The sequence below is a fragment of the Polaromonas sp. P5_D5 genome (assembly GCF_054049435.1).
Genome location: NZ_JBFUMJ010000002.1, coordinates 935,314 through 950,033, shown reverse-complemented (window position 1 = coordinate 950,033; position 14,720 = coordinate 935,314). Strand labels below are relative to the sequence as shown.

Genomic DNA, 14,720 nt, shown 5'->3' with positions numbered 1-14,720 from the left:
ATCTGACGTTGTTGATCTCGTCTTGGTGTCCTGGTGTCCTGGTGAATCGGCTCCGTTAAAAAGCGTGGTCTCCTCCGGCCAACAGGCCTGCGAGCGCCGCGGGAACCTCGATGGGTAGATCCAGCAGCCAGAATGAAAGCGACTTGCCGTGCGTGTCGAGGTTGAGCGCGTCATTCACGCCACCATCCAGCACGTCGTCAAGCACAAAATTCAGCGCGCCCAGCAAGGGCAGTTCAAACCGCTGCACACAGCTGGGCTTGCGGTGGGCAAAGTGGCGCGCCACTGCGGCTTCGCTCAGTTGCTGCAAAAGAACGGGATAAAGCTCAGCGTGCCAGGCAATCACGCTGATGTTGGAACGGTTGCCTTTGTCGCCGGTTCGCCCGTGCGCGGCGCGGTACAGCGGGACCGTGATCATGGCCTGGCTCATGCGGCCTCCCCTGCGGTAGCCAGCGCTGCGGTATCGAGCATCCTGAACGACACCTTCACAGCGTCTCGGGGCACCAGGCAGGGCAAGGTGTTGAGCCTTGGTGTCAGTGTCGTGCGCACGCCGCCGCCGCCGGCTGGGCCGCAGCAGTACAGGGCGGTGACTTCCCGCGTCAGCCGCTCGGCCTCAAGGCGGTCAGTGTGTGTGGCAGCCACGCGCAGGCGTATGTCGCGCGCGTCACCGGGCGGCGTTGCGGCGAGCAGGTTGCCGGCATCGTCACCCATGACGCTGAGTGCGCCGACCAGGTCCACCCGCAGCGCCAGGGCCGGCAGGCGCCGGCGCAGCACATCGGCCGCCAGACGGGCGCGGGCCTCGGCGCGCGGGCCGGCGTAAGAGATTTCACCTTCGGCCAGCCAGCCGCCCTCATGGCAGAGGTTGACCTTCAGGCTGGGAGGCCGGGCATGGCCGCGCACACCGCTCAGCGCCACGCGGTTGGGGCCGGCTTGTTCAATCTGCGCCGTGGTGATGTCCGCCACAACGTCGGGCGTGAGGTAGGCAGCCGGGTCATGCACTTCATACAACAACTGCTCCTTGACGCTGGCAAGGTTCACCAGCCCGCCTGTGTTGGCAGCCTTGCCGATGATGCAGTTGCCGTCGGCGCTGATTTCGGCAATCGGGTAGCCGACGGCGTGCAAATCGGGAACGTCCTTGTAGCCGGGGTCTGCAAAATAGCCGCCGCAAACCTGCGCCCCGCATTCCAGCAAATGGCCGGCCATGGTGGCGCGTGCCAGCAGGTCCCAATCATCGGCACGCCAGCCAAAGTGCGACATGGCAGGCCCGACGGCCAGCGACGGATCGGCCACGCGGCCGGCCACCACAATTTGCGCGCCGGCGTCCAGCGCAGCGGCAATCGCTTCAGCGCCAATGTAGGCGTTGGCACTGACCATGCGGATGCCGTCCATCGCGCTGCCCAGCTGGGTGCGCAGCAGCTGGCGGTGCCGCTCTTCCGAGAGGTCGTCACCTTCGACCACCGCAATACGCGGTGCAGCCAAACCCAGCTCCCGGGCCATGGCCTGAATATGCCGCGCCGCGCCCATCGGGTTGGCCGCGCCGAAGTTGCTGACGATGCGGATGTTGTGCTGCAGGCAGCGCGCCAGCACGGGGCGCAGCATGTCGTCCAGCAGCGGCTCGAAGCCGGCGCCGGGGTCGGCGCGGCGGCGCAGTTGCGCCAGGGCCAGCGTGCGTTCGGCCAGCGTCTCGAAAATCAGGAAGGCCGGCCCGCCCCGCGCGATCAGGGTGTCTACCACTGGGCCGGCCGCGTCCACACGGTCACCCGAAAAGCCGGCCGCGCAACCGATCAGCAGGCTGGCGGGCGGTGTGGCGGTACGGGCGGCTGCAGCGGCGGTGGTAGAGGTCATCATGGCCAAGCGTTGAATGCCACGAATTTAAGCCCCAACCTTTTATTTGTAAAATGCAAAATTCCTATTGATTGACTTGAAAATCAGATTAATGGCTGCGTCCACTACCACCCCGAAAAATGCGGCCCGCCCGCCTGCACGCAGCCCCAACCTGTCGACGCGCCAGCTGCGGGCTTTCCTGGCGCTGGTGGAGCTGAGCAGCTTTACCCGGGCCGCGGCCGCCTGCCACCTGTCGCAGCCTGCGTTCAGCGCCCTGATCCAGACACTGGAAGCAGAGCTGAATACCCGGCTGTTTGACCGCGACACGCGCAGCGTGCAGCTGACAGCGGAGGGAAGATTGTTTGAAGCGCCGGCGCGGCAATTGCTGGGTGACTTCAGCGCCGCGGTGGGTGAACTGAGCGATCACGTCGAGCGCCGCAAGGGACGCGTGCATGTTGCGGCCCTGCCCTCCCTCGCGGCAGGCTGGCTGCCCTCCATCTTTGCGGAATTCAGGCTGGCCTGGCCCGGTATTGACCTCAACCTCAGCGACCTGCTGTCTGACGCTTGCATTGAGCTGGTGCGCAGCGGCAAAGCCGACTTCGCGCTCGCCTCGACAGGCGCCACGCACGCGGGCCTGACCACGCAGCTGCTTTGCACCGACCGTTTTCACCTGGTCTGCCGCACGGACCATCCCCTGGCCGCAGAAAAAGTATTGACGCTGAAGAAACTGGCGGCCTTCCCGTTTATCCACATGTCGCGCAACAGCAGCGTGCGACAGGCGCTGGACGCAGCGCTGCACCCGTTGCAGACCCATACGGTGCTGGAAGTAGACCAGCTGGCGACGGTGACCGGCATGGTCGAGGCTGGCATCGGCATCAGCGTGGTGCCGGCGCTCACGCTCTTTCACTTTGAGCGAAAGAACCTGCTGACGCGGCCGCTGGCCACGCCTGGCCTGTCACGAAAAATTTATGCCGTGCGCCGGCAGGAAGGCAGCCTTTCGGTGGCGGCACAGGCGCTGCACGACCTGGTCATGGAGCGCATGAAAGCGTGGCAGCCCGGGCTGCAGCAGCTCAAACATCGCAAACCCGGAAAGCCTTAGGGCTTCAGGACTTTTTAGGGCTTAGAGCGAGCCCAGATCCTGCACGGCATCCACCACCATGCTGGTGCCCAGCGCAATCAGCAAAATGTCGGTCGCGACACGCACATATTTATGGCCCGAGGGCGGAGGGCCCAGACGCACCACCACCGATGCAGGCACCGGGTAATACACCACGCCGGCAGGCAGCGGTTGCCCGATGGCATACTTTTTGGCCTGGCCGGGGGGCATGCAGCCGTTGTTTTTCTTGGCAAGGCCCGGAGGGCAATGGCCAGACTTGAATTGCTTGCCGTAGTAGTCCTGCAGCACCACACGTTGCTCGGGAACAAAATAGCCGCCTACCCTGACGTCTTCGTGTTTCTTGCCTTTGGACTTCTTGTCTTTTTTACCGCCGTGATCGTCCTGGTCTGACTGCTCCACCTGGCTGTGCTTGCCGCCCTTGTCCTTGTTCTTGCCGCCGCCGGCCCATTCGGGTTTCTCGGCAAAGCTCGCGGAGCACATCAGCGCGCCTGCCATCAAAAGTGCCAGGCTGCGGCTGGTCAGGCGCAAACCTGTTGTCGGTGTGTGTGTTGTTGTCATCGTGGTTCTCCAGTGGTTTTCAGTACAGGGCTCGCCGGACACAGGCAACAAGTGCACAGCGTCCCTTTTTCAACGGCGGCCTGCGGTTGCCGTTGACAGGGCATTCACCTGCCGCGCTGCACGCTGCGGGCACGTCCGCACGGGCGTGCCGCTACACGCAGAGCTGCACAATTCTGGCGGAGAAACACAGCATGGGGATGTAAGGAAACAAGCTGTTTCACAGTCATACGTTGTCACGTATCTGAAGGTCTGGCGTTTTCTGCCGGCCACTATTACGACAGGAGAAAAACCTTATTGCTATATTTTTTATAGCTGCTCGCGCTTGTTCCAATTGGCCTGCAGGCATTTAAGACCTGCAAAACAATCAAACCTCAAACCACCGCGCTATTTTTTCGGCTCGGCAAACTTGAGCAGGCGTGTGGCCAGCAGCGTTTCAGCCAGGAAACAGACCAGCGCGAGAAGAAAGCACACCACGCCCGACAAAAAACAGACAGTGGCAATGCGCAGGGTCGGCAACTCACTCGTCTCACCCAAAAACAGCAGGATGATGGTAGTGCCGATCAGCATGGCGCAAAAGGTCAGAAAGGCGATGCAGATGTTGACCAGCCAGCCGCGCTGGCGCAACTCGCGCAGTTCGGCATACATGCGGTGCGCGCGGGCCTCTTCCACGCCGCCGGTCTCCAGCCGGTTCTCCAGGAAACGCGCGCGGTCGATGATGCGTGCCAGCCGCCCGGCGACGGCGGCGATCATGCCCGACACCGCGGTGAGCAAAAACACCGGCGCCACTGCCAGTTGAATACCGTGGGTGACCGTCGCAAGGTCGGGCGCAAAGTTCATGCGGGGCTCCGGGGGTTCATGAAATGGGTATTGTCATGCAAACATCAGGCCAGCAGGCCTGCCGGTCGCCTGCCTTGCTGACGATGCCCTACACAGATGTCGTCGCTGTCCGACATGTCCTGCCGTTGACGCTCTCCACAATGAATCAGACGGCAAGGTTGCGACCGACATCGGCACCCTGATTTTTAGATCAAGAGCCATGCCACACCGCTCCCCCGCACACATACCAGCCAAAGGATTTCCCATGCTCCCCAACAACGAGGGACAGCGCGTCCCCGACGTCACCTTCAAGACACGCCAGAACGACCAGTGGGTTGACGTGAAAACGGCCGACCTGTTTGCCGGCAAGAACGTCGTGGTGTTCTCACTACCTGGCGCCTACACGCCCACCTGCTCTTCCACCCACTTGCCGCGCTTTAATGCGCTGGCCAACACCTTCAAGGCCCACGGCATTGATGACGTGGTCTGCTTCTCGGTCAATGACGCCTTTGTGATGAACGAATGGGGAAAGGCGCAGGAGGCCGGCAACATCACGCTGATCCCGGACGGCAACGGCGACTTCACACGGGCTATGGGCATGCTGGTCGACAAGAGGGATCTAGGCTTCGGCAAGCGCTCCTGGCGTTATTCCATGCTGGTGCGGGACGGCGTGGTCGAGAAGATGTTCATTGAGCCTGAAAAGGAGGGTGACCCCTTCGAAGTTTCGGACGCCGACACCATGCTCAAGTACCTTGCACCGCAAGCCGTGGCGCCCGAGCCCATCACCCTCTTCAGCAAGCCGGGCTGCCCGTTTTGCGCGAAAGCCCGGGCCAGCTGGACGAAGCAGGTCTTAGCTATGAGGAGATCATCCTGGGCCAGGGCATCACCACCAGCACGCTGCAAGCGGTTGCAGGCGCGGGAACGGCGCCACAAGTATTCGCAGGCGGCCAAAAAATCGGCGGGTCGGAGGACCTGCAAGCCTGGTTGAAAGAGTCCCGGCCACAGCCGGAACCGCGCCAGTTTCTCAGCTAGCCGGCTGCGGCGCTTTTCGCCCTGCGCCGGGCGCGCCAGCTGACCACCGCCTCGCAGGCGTCAAAGTGCTTGAGCAGGTTCTGCTTTTGCCGTTCGAGCAGCGAACTGGCGGCAATCATCTGCGGCCATGACTCACACGCTTTTCCCACTGCTTCATTGAGCACGCCGCGCACGCGCGTTTCAAACATGCCCGTGGCGTTGCAAAAACTGCGCAAGGTCTTGGCGGTCAGCCTGGCCTGTTTTTCTCCGCCGGGCACAAAGCGCAGCGCGTGGCCCCTGCCGCCCAGGTAGGCCGCGTAGGCCACCACGTCGTAGGCCGGAGACAACTCGGGTGTGCGGCCACCCGGGTACACCACACCGAAGTTTTTGACGTGAGCGTCATAGTTTCCGAGCATTTCATTGACCATCACGCGGCGGATCAGTTCCTCTGCAGCGCCCACGCCCACGTGCGCATCCAGGCTCATGCCTTCGCGCAAAGTCCGGGCCATGGCGGCGTAGGTTGCGGCGGGATGCGTGTATTTTTCTTCCGGCTGGATGCGCAGGATCTGCGCAAAGTCTTCGCAATGAATGTGCCCTTCAGGCCCGCGGTCAAAGCGCTTGACGGCCAGGAAATGCCGGCTTTCGCCAAGCACAAAGGGTTGCTCGGCGACGATCTCGTCCATGGGCGCCAGCCAGGCCTCACAGACGTTCACGCCGGCTGCCCGCGCAAGCCGCAGGGAAAGCTCTTCCACTTCGGGCAACAGGGCAAATTCGGCCGTGGGCAGCTTGGCGATGATGTGGGTGCCTTGCGCGTCGCGGGTACGCGCCACGTAGCGGCCCGGCTGCTGCACCAATGCCAGCTTGGGCTGCACGCCCGACAGCGATGTCGCGTCGGGCAAGGGATCGGCCGTGACGGACATTTCGAGCGCATCGTTGTGCTGCGTCACCACCCCTGCCAGCGCGTCGGCATCAAGGTGCGCAGGGTAGGCATACACATTGCCCGGCAAGTCTGTGCCGCAGGCGGCCAGCATGTCGAAATGGTCGTTCGGCCCGCAACCGCGCAACTGCTCCAGGTGGCGGCGCAGCGGCCCTTCGGGCAGCAGGTTCTGGAAGAAGGCCGGCAGGCGCCCGCCTTCGGCATTGAAGAACGGCGTGTTCACATAACTGCGCCAGAAAATCTCCCGGCGCTGCGGGTCGTCGTCGGTAGCGGCCCAGGAGAACACCGGCGAATCGGGGTTGGACCAAAAAACCTCGTCTGGAATGAAACGTGTGAGCGCGCTGCTGCCCGTGCCGTACTGGAACAGCAGGCCGGCACGCAAGGTGCCGATATAAATATCGAGCGCCAGAACGTTCATGGATCAGGGCCTGACGTTCTTGATGTTTGCCGCAGCGAGCTGGGAAGTTTCGGCCACGATGCGGTCCACCCGCGACAAGGCCGGCGCCGGCCCTTCGGCGGCTTGCGGCTGCAGCCCTGCAGCCACCAGCTTGGGCAGGAGCAGCACCTCCAGCCCGAGCTGGTCGGCAATGGCCATCAGCGTGGTCACGCGCGGCGCCGTCTTGCCCTGAAGGACGCTGCGCACCGACAAAGGCGTCAGCCCTGTGCTTTCGGCAACGGCCTGGTAATCCAGTCCCAGGCGTTGGCGCTGGCTTTCCAGGCTGGCAGCAACTTCAGACAATGTTTTCATAGATAGAAAAATATCGTTTCTTGTTAAAACGATAGTATTTTATCTAATTAAGTCAGACCAATCAATACTAAACTAGCGTTTTATACAAAAACAATAGTTAAATATCGTTTATCAAGGACTGACTTCTTCTTTTAATTCCTGTAGCGCTGCCACATACATGGGACAGCATCCACAGCTAGTCGGCATAAACACCGGCCGCCTTGATGATGGGCCCCCACCGGGCAATTTCGTTGCCCAGAAAGCTGCGGTGCCCGGCCAGTGTGGCACGGTCATCTTCCACAACCTGTATGCCTGAGGCAATTTGCGCCTGCCTGAAGGCAGGTGTTTTCATGGCCACCCGCAGCACATCATTGAGCCGCTGCTGGATGTGCGGCGGCGTGTCCTTCGGCGCATAAAGGGCAAACCAGATGCTCAGCTCGACACCCGAAATGCCGAACCGTGCCATGGTCGGAACGGCGGCGAGCGACGTGCCGGTCAGGGGTTTGGCGGAGGTCACGGCAATTGCCTTGAGCTTGCCGGCCTGGATATGGCCGACCGTCGTAGGGGTGGGGTCACAGATCATGTCCACATGCCCGCCAAGCAGGTCTGCCACTGCGGGCGCGCTGCCACGGTAGGGCACGGTGGTAATGCTGACTTTCAATGAAGACTGGAGCAGCAAGCCGCACAGGTGCGATGACGAGCCAATACCGGCGTGCGCGAGCCTCACCTGCGGCTGCCGGGCCATCCAGCGGATGAGGCTCACCAAGGAGTCCGCAGGCACCTGCGGCCGCGCAACCAGCACCAGGGGCGTGTCGACCACCACCCCCAGCGGCGCGAAATCCACATCCGGTTTGAAGCCCAGGTTCCGGTACAGCGCCGGCGAAGTCGCCATGCCGATGTGCCCCATCAGCAGCGTATGGCCATCGGCTGGTGCCCGCATGGCGATGACCGTGCCGAGGTTGCCGCCGGCGCCGGACAGATTCTGGATAACCACAGGCTGGCGCAGCTGGGCCTGCATCGGCACGGCAAGCTCCCTGGCCAGTTTGTCCATGGGCCCCCCGGCCGCAAAGGGCACGATCAGGGTGACCGGTTTGGTGGGATAGGCCTCCTGAGCGCACGCAGACGCAGCGCAGAAGGTGAACATGAAGGCAATGCAGATGGCTCTGGTCATAAATCCCCCTCGGGTTGGTTAAACGGATGCGGATTGCGTTGCCGGGCCTTCGGCGCCAAACGGTGGCCTGCGCGATGCGTCCACCTCGCGCGCACCAAAAGACAGGTGTTCGTTCACATCAAGCAGCGCGTTCACTGCGGCTTCGTCCAGCCCGCACTGCAAGTCCACCAGGGCAGCCGCTATCGATACACCCTCCACCCTGGACTTCTGGCAGGCACGGGTAACCAGTTCATGCGCGCGGTTCAGGCCGATGCGCCTGGCCAGCGCCATCTGCACGGTCTCGGTGACGATCGCCCCGTCTGTGAGGGCCACGTTGCGCGCCATCCTTGCGGAGTCCACCACCAGCTCGTCCAGCATGGTCGTGGCCTGCGCCAGAAGGGCTCCCATCAGGCAGAAGCACAGCGGCACCGCATGCAGCTCGATATACCAGGCGTCCAGCGACCTTTCGTTCTCCACCAGCGCCGCGTCCAGCATCATCGGAGCCGTGTGGAACAGCATTCTCGAAAGAGCGACGACGGACGACGCCGCGACCGGATTGTTTTTCTGCGGCATGGTGCTGCTGGCGCCCCTGCCGGCGGCAAAAGCCACTTCACCGACTTCCGTGCTGGAAAGCATCAGCAGGTCCCGGCCGATCTTTCCGAGCGTCGCAGCGATCTGCGACAAAAGAAGCACCGCCTCGGACGGGCCGTCACGCATGCAATGCCACGCAATATCCGGTTCGTTCAAGCCCAGCTTTTGCATCAGGCGCCGGCGTGTTTCATGCCCCGCGCCGGAGAAGGAAGCCAGCGTGCCCACGGCGCCACCCAGCTGCCCGGTCGCCACGCGCGGCACAGCCTGTGCAAGCCGGTCCATCTGCCGCAGCACGCCCGAATTCCAGACCGCAGCCTTGAAGCCGAACGTGACGGGCAACGCATGCTGCTGATTGGTCCGTCCGGCCTGGATGGTGCGCTGGTGGGCCGTGGCCAATGCGCCCAGCGCCCCCGAGAACTGCGCCAGCGAATCGCCGATCAGTGCGAACGCTTCCTGCATCTGGAGCGCCAGTGCGCAATCCATCACGTCCTGGGTCGTTGCGCCATAGTGGACATACTGGCCCAGGTCATCGCGGCACAGCTTGACCACCTGGTTCACCAGCCCCACCATGGGCAGGCCGACCAGGCGCGTCTTCTGCTTGAGTTGCGCAAAATCGATGTTTTCGACGTGGGCAACGCGACAGATTTCATCCGCCGCATCCTGAGGAATCACACCCAGTTCAGCCTGCACGACAGCGAGTTCACGCTCGAAACGAAGGCAGCGGTCGACAAAATTCCGCTCCGAAAAGATGCCAGCGATGGCCCCGCCGTCATGCAAATCACTGAAGAGCTGGTTCATTCGTCAGGCCCTTTGCGTTGCCACAGATGTTGCTAGGTGAAACAAACTGTATCTAATATGATGTCTCTGTAAAAACGATTTGTTGTGATCCCTCCGTTCTCTTTTAGCGATGGGTTGACCATGAATGTTCTGGGCCTGAAAACGTTTGCCGCCGTCGCCAGCCAGGGCGGCATTACCTCTGCCGCGCAAACGCTGCACACCGTGCAATCCAATATCACCCAGCGCATCCGGCTGCTGGAATCGGAGCTGGGCCTGGCGCTTTTCAAGCGCCATAGCCGGGGCATGGAGCTCACGCGTGCGGGCCAGCGGCTGCTGCCCTATGCCAACCGCATCGTGGCGCTGATGGATGAAGCGCAGGCCGCGGCCAAAGGGGAGGAAGACGCTCCCGCCGTCCTGACAATCGGCTCGATGGAGACCACCGCTGCGGTCCGGCTGCCGTCGCTGCTCGCCGCATACCGCCGCGTGCTTCCGCAGGTGGCCATCACGCTGGAAACCGGCCCGACCGCGACACTGATCGAGGCCGTGCTCACGCGGCGCCTGGATGGTGCGTTCATCGCCGGCCCGCTCAACAACCATGCGCTGCTCAGCCTGGTCGCGTTCGAAGAAGAACTGGTGCTCGTCTCGTCTGCCAGCTGGGTGCGCTCCAGTGAGCTCGGCAGGCGCCTGGAAAACGGCGCGGCGGCGATCATGTTCAAGACCGGCTGCTCTTATCGCCAGCGGTTCGAACAGCTTCTGAGCGAGCGCGGCTGGCCCAGGTACACCCGGCTTGAAATGGGCACACTGGAAGGCATCCTGGGCTGTGTTGCCGCGGAGGTCGGCATCTCGCTGCTTCCACGGTCCATTGTCGAAAACGCTGCCAACAGGTCCGCCTTACGCTGCCATCCATCGACGGGCAAGAAATACGCCGTCAAAACACTTTTTATCCGCCGGCGCGACGAGCATCCCGGCCAAGCCTTGCAGCAATTCATGAACCTGCTGTGAGCAAGCGCACGGCATCAGAACACAGCCTCTAACCAAACTTGCGCGCTGCATCCAGCGCCAGCCCGGCGCCGATGCTGCCGAAACGGTCGCCTTCCACACTGCGTGCCTGCGGCAGCAATGCTGAAATTTGCTCGCGCAGCAAAGGCACCCCGCTGGAGCCACCGGTGAAAAACACGGTGTCAATGTCGTCGGCGTTGACAACCGCGTCCTTGACCAGTCCCATCACGGTACGCGCCACAGTGCCGACCAGTTCATTGATGGCCGCGTCGAAATCGGGCCGGTGCAAGGTGAGCGTCTCGCCCGGCGCAATGCGCCCCAGGTCCATGACGGTTTCGGGTGCATCGGACAGCGCAATCTTGGCCGCCTCGACCTGCATGGCCAGCCAGTGCCCTGCCCGTTCGCGCACCAGGTTCTGCAGGCGGTCCAGCTTGTCTTTCTCGATTGCGCCACGCCGGATATCGCTGATCTGCGTCCACGACTTCTTGCTGTAGGCCTGGTTGATGGTGTGCCAGGTCGCCAGATTGAAGTACTGGGCCGACGGCACCTGCAACCCGCTGTGAAGCAGGCTGCCCAGGCCCAGCGTGGGCATGACGCTGGCCAGGCTCAGGTATTTATCGAAGTCCGTGCCGCCTATGTGCACACCGCCGCTGGCCAGAATATCGTCGCGCCTGTCGGCCTTGCGGGCCCGCTCGGGCGACAGGCGCACCAGCGCAAAGTCCGACGTACCGCCGCCGATGTCGACCACCAGCACAAGCTCTTCGCGCCGGATTTGCGACTCATAGTCAAACGCCGCCGCAATCGGTTCGTACTGGAAGGCGATGTCTTTGAGGCCCACTGCATGGGCGATCTCGGCCAATGTGTTTTCGGCTTTCTTGTCCGCGGCAGCATCGTCGTCGACAAAAAATACCGGGCGACCCAACACGGCCTGCATGAAAGGCTGGTCGGCGGCTCTTTCAGCGCGGTGCTTGAGCTCACCGATGAACTGCGCCAACAGCATACGAAACGGCAGCGCGCGGCCGGCGACTTCGGTGTGGTCGTCGATCATCGACGTGCCGAGCAGGCTTTTAAGCGAACGCATCAGGCGGCCTTCATAGCCGGCCAGGTAGTCGGCCAGAGCCGCGCGGCCGTAGCTCACATGCTCGTCCTCGGCATGAAAAAACACCACCGACGGCAGCGTGGGTTTGCCGCCTTCAAGCGCCAGCAATGCGGGAAACCCCGGCCGGCTCCAGCCCGCCGTGGAGTTGGAGGTGCCGAAGTCGATCCCACAGGCGCGGGGTGCGCTCACCGCCCTGCCGGCTTGGCGAAGCCGCTTTCGGCCCACGCCACAGCGCTGGCGCGGTTGAGCTTGAAGGACGGCGCCACGCGCACTTGTGCAAGCTGCTCGCCCGCTTCGTCGGCGGCGCCGAGCAGGCCGTGTGGGTTGTCTTCGTCCGGTACGATGTCGAGCGAGACGGTGACACGCGCCGCGTTGGCCGTCACGGTAATGCTCTGGTGCAGCGTGGCGTGCAGCTGCTGCTCATGCCGGCGCACAAATTCGGAAGCGGTTTTGACCAGCGTGCTGAAGGCCGGGCCATCCAGCGGCTTGGGGTTCTTCTTGTCGCGCCCCATGGTCCACGGCCCCACCAGCGCGGGCTCGGGCTCGCCGTCCTTGATCATGGCGACAGCCCAGCCGTCGTCGTCTTCATTCTTGATGACCTTGGCCGTCCAGCCGTCGCCGCACCAAAGCCTGGGTTCCTGGATGGGCTGAGTGTCGTTGGGGGATTCATCGGCCAAGCCGGCCGGCGGGGTGTGGGAGTCAGTCAAAACGCGGTCACTCGGGTGGAGCGCCCCGGCAAGGGGCCGGGGGCAAATTCAGGTCACGCACCGCCTTCAAACAACATCAAACAACACGGTGCGCAGGGGGAGCGGATTTTACAGCCCTCCCCAAACCCCTCACAACCCAAGATCGCTGAGGCCCGGATGGTCATCGGGCCGGCGCCCGAGCGGCCAATGGAACTTGCGATCGGCGGCCTTGATGGGCAGGTCGTTGATGCTGGCGTGGCGCACGGCCATCAGGCCGTTTTCGTCGAACTCCCAGTTCTCGTTGCCGTAAGAGCGAAACCAGTTGCCCGCATCGTCATGCCATTCGTACGCAAAACGCACGGCAATGCGATTGCCGCCAAAGGCCCAGAGTTCCTTGATGAGGCGGTAGTCCAGTTCACGCACCCACTTGCGTGACAGCAGCCCTGCGATTTCTTCACGCCCCGTGACGAACTCGGCGCGGTTGCGCCATTTGCTTTGCGGCGTGTAGGCCATCGACACGCGCTGCGGCTCACGCGTGTTCCAGCCGTCTTCAGCAGCGCGGACTTTCTGCACGGCGGTTTCAAAGGTAAAAGGGGGAAGCGGCGGCCGTGATTCCATGGGGATCTCCTGGGGGGGTTGAACAAATTGGGAAAACGGGGAAAAAGCCAGATGTAGACAGATTTGTCTACCATGACGAAATTCTGGCACATGTAGACAAACCTGTCTACATGACGTCTACAATGCTGCCATGGATGTTTCCACCCTCCCCGCACGCGAACGCATCCTCGTCACGGCACACGAACTTTTCTACCGCGACGGCCTGCGCGCGACCGGCATCGACCGCATCATTGCCGAGTCGGGCGTGGCCAAGCTCACCTTCTACCGGCACTTTCCCAGCAAGGACGAATTGATCCGCACCTTCCTGGACTACCGGCATGAACGCTGGATGGGCTGGTTTGTCGACGCGCTGGGCCGCCATGGCGCGCAACCCGGCGGTGGGCTGGCGCCGCTGGTGCAGGCCATGGCCGAGTGGTTTGCCGACCCGGCGTTTCGCGGTTGCGCTTTCATCAATGCCGTGGCGGAAGTGGGCGGCACCCTGCCGGGCGTGGCAGACATTGCACGCCGGCACAAGCAGGACATGCAGCAGGTCATTGCCGATTTGCTGCCATACGGCGCGGGCCAAACCGAGGCGGCGCGGGCTGCGGCTCTGGCAGTGGACGGCGCCATCGTGCGGGCGCAGATGGAGGGCAGCGATCCCGCACTGGCGGGTTTGCGCCTGCTGCTGGACGCGCTGGACAACCAGGCCGCCAGGACAGGCAATCGCTAGGCCTTACCCGGCCGCCGCGATTTGTCTTTGGGCCGCGACGCAAGCGCAACGCCCGCACGCTCAGCGACCTTCACGGCCGGGCGTTTACCTGACGCCACCCACTCGCCGTAAAAGTCGATCTTGCTGTCCAGCAGCTTGAGCGCCAGCTGCCATTCGGCAATCATGTCCTTGACCTGCGCGCGGTGCGCGGCCAGCGGCGTCTGCCGCTGCCTGAGCGTGCTGCTGCCCTGCTTGACCAGCGCGGTGTACTCCCGCATTTCGGCAATCGACATGCCGGTTCGTCGCAGCCGGTCCATCAGGTCCAGCCAGCTGATGTGCAGGTCGCCATAGACGCGTCGGCCGCCGGCGTCGCGCGTCACGCCGGGGATCAGGCCCTGCGCCTCATACCAGCGTATGGTGTGCACGCTGCGGCCGGTGCGTGCGGCAAGCTGCCCGATCAGAAAACTTTCAGCCATGCCCGACTGTATAACGGCTCAGGCGGCCAGCGCGGGCGCCTCCAGCGCAGCGCTCACCAGGGCGGTGTCGAAGTACTCCGTCAATTCTTTCATCTGCCCGCCTTCCATGCGGCAAACATAGCAATAGCGGTTGTTGTAGGCCTTGCCGGCATGGGTGGTAACTTGCCCGCGGAACTCGATGACGACCATGTCGCCGTCGGCCATCACGCGCCCTGTGGTGCTGACATAGGGCGTGGCGAACTGGGCAAACAGCGGCCGCAGCAGCTCGGTGACGACCGCCTGCTTGCCGCGGTAGGTGCGCGACCAGGGCGTGCTGCCCTCAAGGGTCCAGCAAAAATCATCTGCCATGGCGTCGACAAATGCCTGGCCGTTGCCTTTGTCCAGTTCAGCCATGACCTCCTGCATGCGCTGGCGGTTGGCGGCTGTGATGTTGTTGGTGGATGCTGCACTCATGATGAAACTCCTTGAAGGCTTCTTCGCACGGAATGCGAAGTGGATGGAGGCCGGCAACATTGCCGGGGCCCTGAAAGGATTGGAATACCTTGAGTGCACTCAAGGTCAAGCCCTGGAGGTGGAATGCCGCAAAATTCACCATGAAATCGGCTTTTGGCGCAATAAGGACGGGCGCAAGAAGCTATGCTTTTAATAG

Annotated in this window: 17 protein-coding genes and 1 pseudogene; 5 read left to right on the top strand and 13 right to left on the bottom strand. The window is 62.9% G+C overall.

Features of this window, described 5'->3' with window-relative positions; translation table 11 throughout:
• Positions 1-55: 55 nt before the first annotated feature.
• Positions 56-427, bottom strand: a complete 372-nt coding sequence (locus tag ACXJKE_RS11065) for an AtuA-related protein (protein WP_457280622.1) — start codon at positions 425-427, stop codon at positions 56-58.
• Positions 424-1,842 (bottom strand): acyclic terpene utilization AtuA family protein, encoded by a 1,419-nt coding sequence (locus ACXJKE_RS11060; RefSeq protein WP_457280621.1) that lies wholly within the window; start codon positions 1,840-1,842, stop codon positions 424-426. Before ACXJKE_RS11060 ends, ACXJKE_RS11065 begins: the two co-directional genes overlap by 4 nt.
• 91 nt (positions 1,843-1,933) lie before the next feature.
• On the opposite strand from ACXJKE_RS11060, the gene ACXJKE_RS11055 reads away from it, so the two are divergent.
• A complete protein-coding gene (locus ACXJKE_RS11055; protein ID WP_457280620.1) occupies positions 1,934-2,920 on the top strand; it encodes a LysR family transcriptional regulator in 987 nt (328 codons plus the stop codon).
• Positions 2,921-2,941: 21 nt separating this feature from the next.
• On the opposite strand, the gene ACXJKE_RS11050 is transcribed toward ACXJKE_RS11055, so the two are convergent.
• Positions 2,942-3,496 (bottom strand): hypothetical protein, encoded by a 555-nt coding sequence (locus tag ACXJKE_RS11050; RefSeq protein ID WP_457280619.1) that lies wholly within the window; start codon positions 3,494-3,496, stop codon positions 2,942-2,944.
• Positions 3,497-3,880: 384 nt separating this feature from the next.
• The gene (locus ACXJKE_RS11045; RefSeq protein WP_457280618.1) at positions 3,881-4,333 is read right to left on the bottom strand and encodes a DUF2721 domain-containing protein; all 453 of its coding nucleotides are present in this window, start codon (positions 4,331-4,333) and stop codon (positions 3,881-3,883) included.
• 244 nt (positions 4,334-4,577) lie between these two features.
• Between ACXJKE_RS11045 and ACXJKE_RS11040 the strand changes: the two are divergent.
• Positions 4,578-5,344: pseudogene (locus ACXJKE_RS11040) on the top strand (glutathione peroxidase).
• On the opposite strand, the gene ACXJKE_RS11035 reads toward ACXJKE_RS11040, so the two are convergent.
• From ACXJKE_RS11035 to ACXJKE_RS11020, 4 genes are all read right to left on the bottom strand, one after another.
• Complete coding sequence (locus ACXJKE_RS11035; protein WP_457280617.1) at positions 5,341-6,678, bottom strand: type II toxin-antitoxin system HipA family toxin; 1,338 nt, start codon at positions 6,676-6,678, stop codon at positions 5,341-5,343. The pseudogene ACXJKE_RS11040 and the gene ACXJKE_RS11035 overlap by 4 nt on opposite strands.
• A 3-nt stretch (positions 6,679-6,681) precedes the next feature.
• Entirely contained in the window at positions 6,682-7,008 is a 327-nt protein-coding gene (locus tag ACXJKE_RS11030; RefSeq protein WP_457280616.1) for a helix-turn-helix domain-containing protein, read from the bottom strand.
• Positions 7,009-7,183: 175 nt separating this feature from the next.
• Positions 7,184-8,158 carry a tripartite tricarboxylate transporter substrate-binding protein gene (locus ACXJKE_RS11025; protein ID WP_457280615.1) on the bottom strand — a complete coding sequence of 325 codons (975 nt, stop codon included), beginning with the start codon at positions 8,156-8,158 and terminating at the stop codon, positions 7,184-7,186.
• A gap of 18 nt (positions 8,159-8,176) precedes the next feature.
• A complete protein-coding gene (locus ACXJKE_RS11020; RefSeq protein ID WP_457280614.1) occupies positions 8,177-9,526 on the bottom strand; it encodes a class-II fumarase/aspartase family protein in 1,350 nt (449 codons plus the stop codon).
• Between the two features lie 120 nt (positions 9,527-9,646).
• On the opposite strand from ACXJKE_RS11020, the gene ACXJKE_RS11015 reads away from it, so the two are divergent.
• On the top strand, positions 9,647-10,507 hold the full coding sequence (locus ACXJKE_RS11015) for a LysR substrate-binding domain-containing protein (protein ID WP_457280613.1): 861 nt from the start codon (positions 9,647-9,649) through the stop codon (positions 10,505-10,507).
• Positions 10,508-10,535: 28 nt separating this feature from the next.
• Here the strand turns inward: ACXJKE_RS11015 and ACXJKE_RS11010 are convergent, their stop codons facing one another.
• The 3 genes from ACXJKE_RS11010 to ACXJKE_RS11000 form a co-directional block, all read right to left on the bottom strand.
• Positions 10,536-11,792: an Hsp70 family protein gene (locus ACXJKE_RS11010; protein ID WP_457280612.1), complete on the bottom strand. Its 1,257-nt coding sequence runs from the start codon at positions 11,790-11,792 to the stop codon at positions 10,536-10,538.
• Entirely contained in the window at positions 11,789-12,310 is a 522-nt protein-coding gene (locus tag ACXJKE_RS11005) for a hypothetical protein (RefSeq protein ID WP_457280611.1), read from the bottom strand. The genes ACXJKE_RS11010 and ACXJKE_RS11005 overlap by 4 nt, the downstream gene beginning before the upstream one ends.
• Positions 12,311-12,439: 129 nt before the next feature.
• Positions 12,440-12,907, bottom strand: a complete 468-nt coding sequence (locus tag ACXJKE_RS11000) for a nuclear transport factor 2 family protein (protein WP_457280610.1) — start codon at positions 12,905-12,907, stop codon at positions 12,440-12,442.
• Between the two features lie 130 nt (positions 12,908-13,037).
• On the opposite strand from ACXJKE_RS11000, the gene ACXJKE_RS10995 reads away from it, so the two are divergent.
• Positions 13,038-13,616, top strand: a complete 579-nt coding sequence (locus tag ACXJKE_RS10995; protein ID WP_457280609.1) for a TetR/AcrR family transcriptional regulator — start codon at positions 13,038-13,040, stop codon at positions 13,614-13,616.
• On the opposite strand, the gene ACXJKE_RS10990 is transcribed toward ACXJKE_RS10995, so the two are convergent.
• Positions 13,613-14,071: a MerR family transcriptional regulator gene (locus tag ACXJKE_RS10990; RefSeq protein WP_457280608.1), complete on the bottom strand. Its 459-nt coding sequence runs from the start codon at positions 14,069-14,071 to the stop codon at positions 13,613-13,615. The genes ACXJKE_RS10995 and ACXJKE_RS10990 overlap by 4 nt on opposite strands.
• A gap of 18 nt (positions 14,072-14,089) precedes the next feature.
• On the bottom strand, positions 14,090-14,524 hold the full coding sequence (locus ACXJKE_RS10985) for a nuclear transport factor 2 family protein (protein WP_457280607.1): 435 nt from the start codon (positions 14,522-14,524) through the stop codon (positions 14,090-14,092).
• Here ACXJKE_RS10985 and ACXJKE_RS10980 point away from each other — a divergent pair.
• A complete protein-coding gene (locus ACXJKE_RS10980) occupies positions 14,523-14,717 on the top strand; it encodes a hypothetical protein (protein WP_457280606.1) in 195 nt (64 codons plus the stop codon). The two genes, ACXJKE_RS10985 and ACXJKE_RS10980, sit on opposite strands and share 2 nt — an antisense overlap.
• Positions 14,718-14,720: the final 3 nt, after the last annotated feature.

Coding starts and splice junctions, on each gene's coding strand:
- ACXJKE_RS10980 (WP_457280606.1), top strand. CDS start 14,523: ATGATGAAACTCCTTGAAGGCTTCTTCGCACGGAATGCGAAGTGGATG.
- ACXJKE_RS10990 (WP_457280608.1), bottom strand. CDS start 14,071: ATGGCTGAAAGTTTTCTGATCGGGCAGCTTGCCGCACGCACCGGCCGC.
- ACXJKE_RS11015 (WP_457280613.1), top strand. CDS start 9,647: ATGAATGTTCTGGGCCTGAAAACGTTTGCCGCCGTCGCCAGCCAGGGC.
- ACXJKE_RS10995 (WP_457280609.1), top strand. CDS start 13,038: ATGGATGTTTCCACCCTCCCCGCACGCGAACGCATCCTCGTCACGGCA.
- ACXJKE_RS11055 (WP_457280620.1), top strand. CDS start 1,934: ATGGCTGCGTCCACTACCACCCCGAAAAATGCGGCCCGCCCGCCTGCA.
- ACXJKE_RS11000 (WP_457280610.1), bottom strand. CDS start 12,907: ATGGAATCACGGCCGCCGCTTCCCCCTTTTACCTTTGAAACCGCCGTG.
- ACXJKE_RS11025 (WP_457280615.1), bottom strand. CDS start 8,158: ATGACCAGAGCCATCTGCATTGCCTTCATGTTCACCTTCTGCGCTGCG.
- ACXJKE_RS11045 (WP_457280618.1), bottom strand. CDS start 4,333: ATGAACTTTGCGCCCGACCTTGCGACGGTCACCCACGGTATTCAACTG.
- ACXJKE_RS11050 (WP_457280619.1), bottom strand. CDS start 3,496: ATGACAACAACACACACACCGACAACAGGTTTGCGCCTGACCAGCCGC.
- ACXJKE_RS11035 (WP_457280617.1), bottom strand. CDS start 6,678: ATGAACGTTCTGGCGCTCGATATTTATATCGGCACCTTGCGTGCCGGC.
- ACXJKE_RS11060 (WP_457280621.1), bottom strand. CDS start 1,842: ATGACCTCTACCACCGCCGCTGCAGCCGCCCGTACCGCCACACCGCCC.
- ACXJKE_RS11030 (WP_457280616.1), bottom strand. CDS start 7,008: ATGAAAACATTGTCTGAAGTTGCTGCCAGCCTGGAAAGCCAGCGCCAA.
- ACXJKE_RS11065 (WP_457280622.1), bottom strand. CDS start 427: ATGAGCCAGGCCATGATCACGGTCCCGCTGTACCGCGCCGCGCACGGG.
- ACXJKE_RS11020 (WP_457280614.1), bottom strand. CDS start 9,526: ATGAACCAGCTCTTCAGTGATTTGCATGACGGCGGGGCCATCGCTGGC.
- ACXJKE_RS10985 (WP_457280607.1), bottom strand. CDS start 14,524: ATGAGTGCAGCATCCACCAACAACATCACAGCCGCCAACCGCCAGCGC.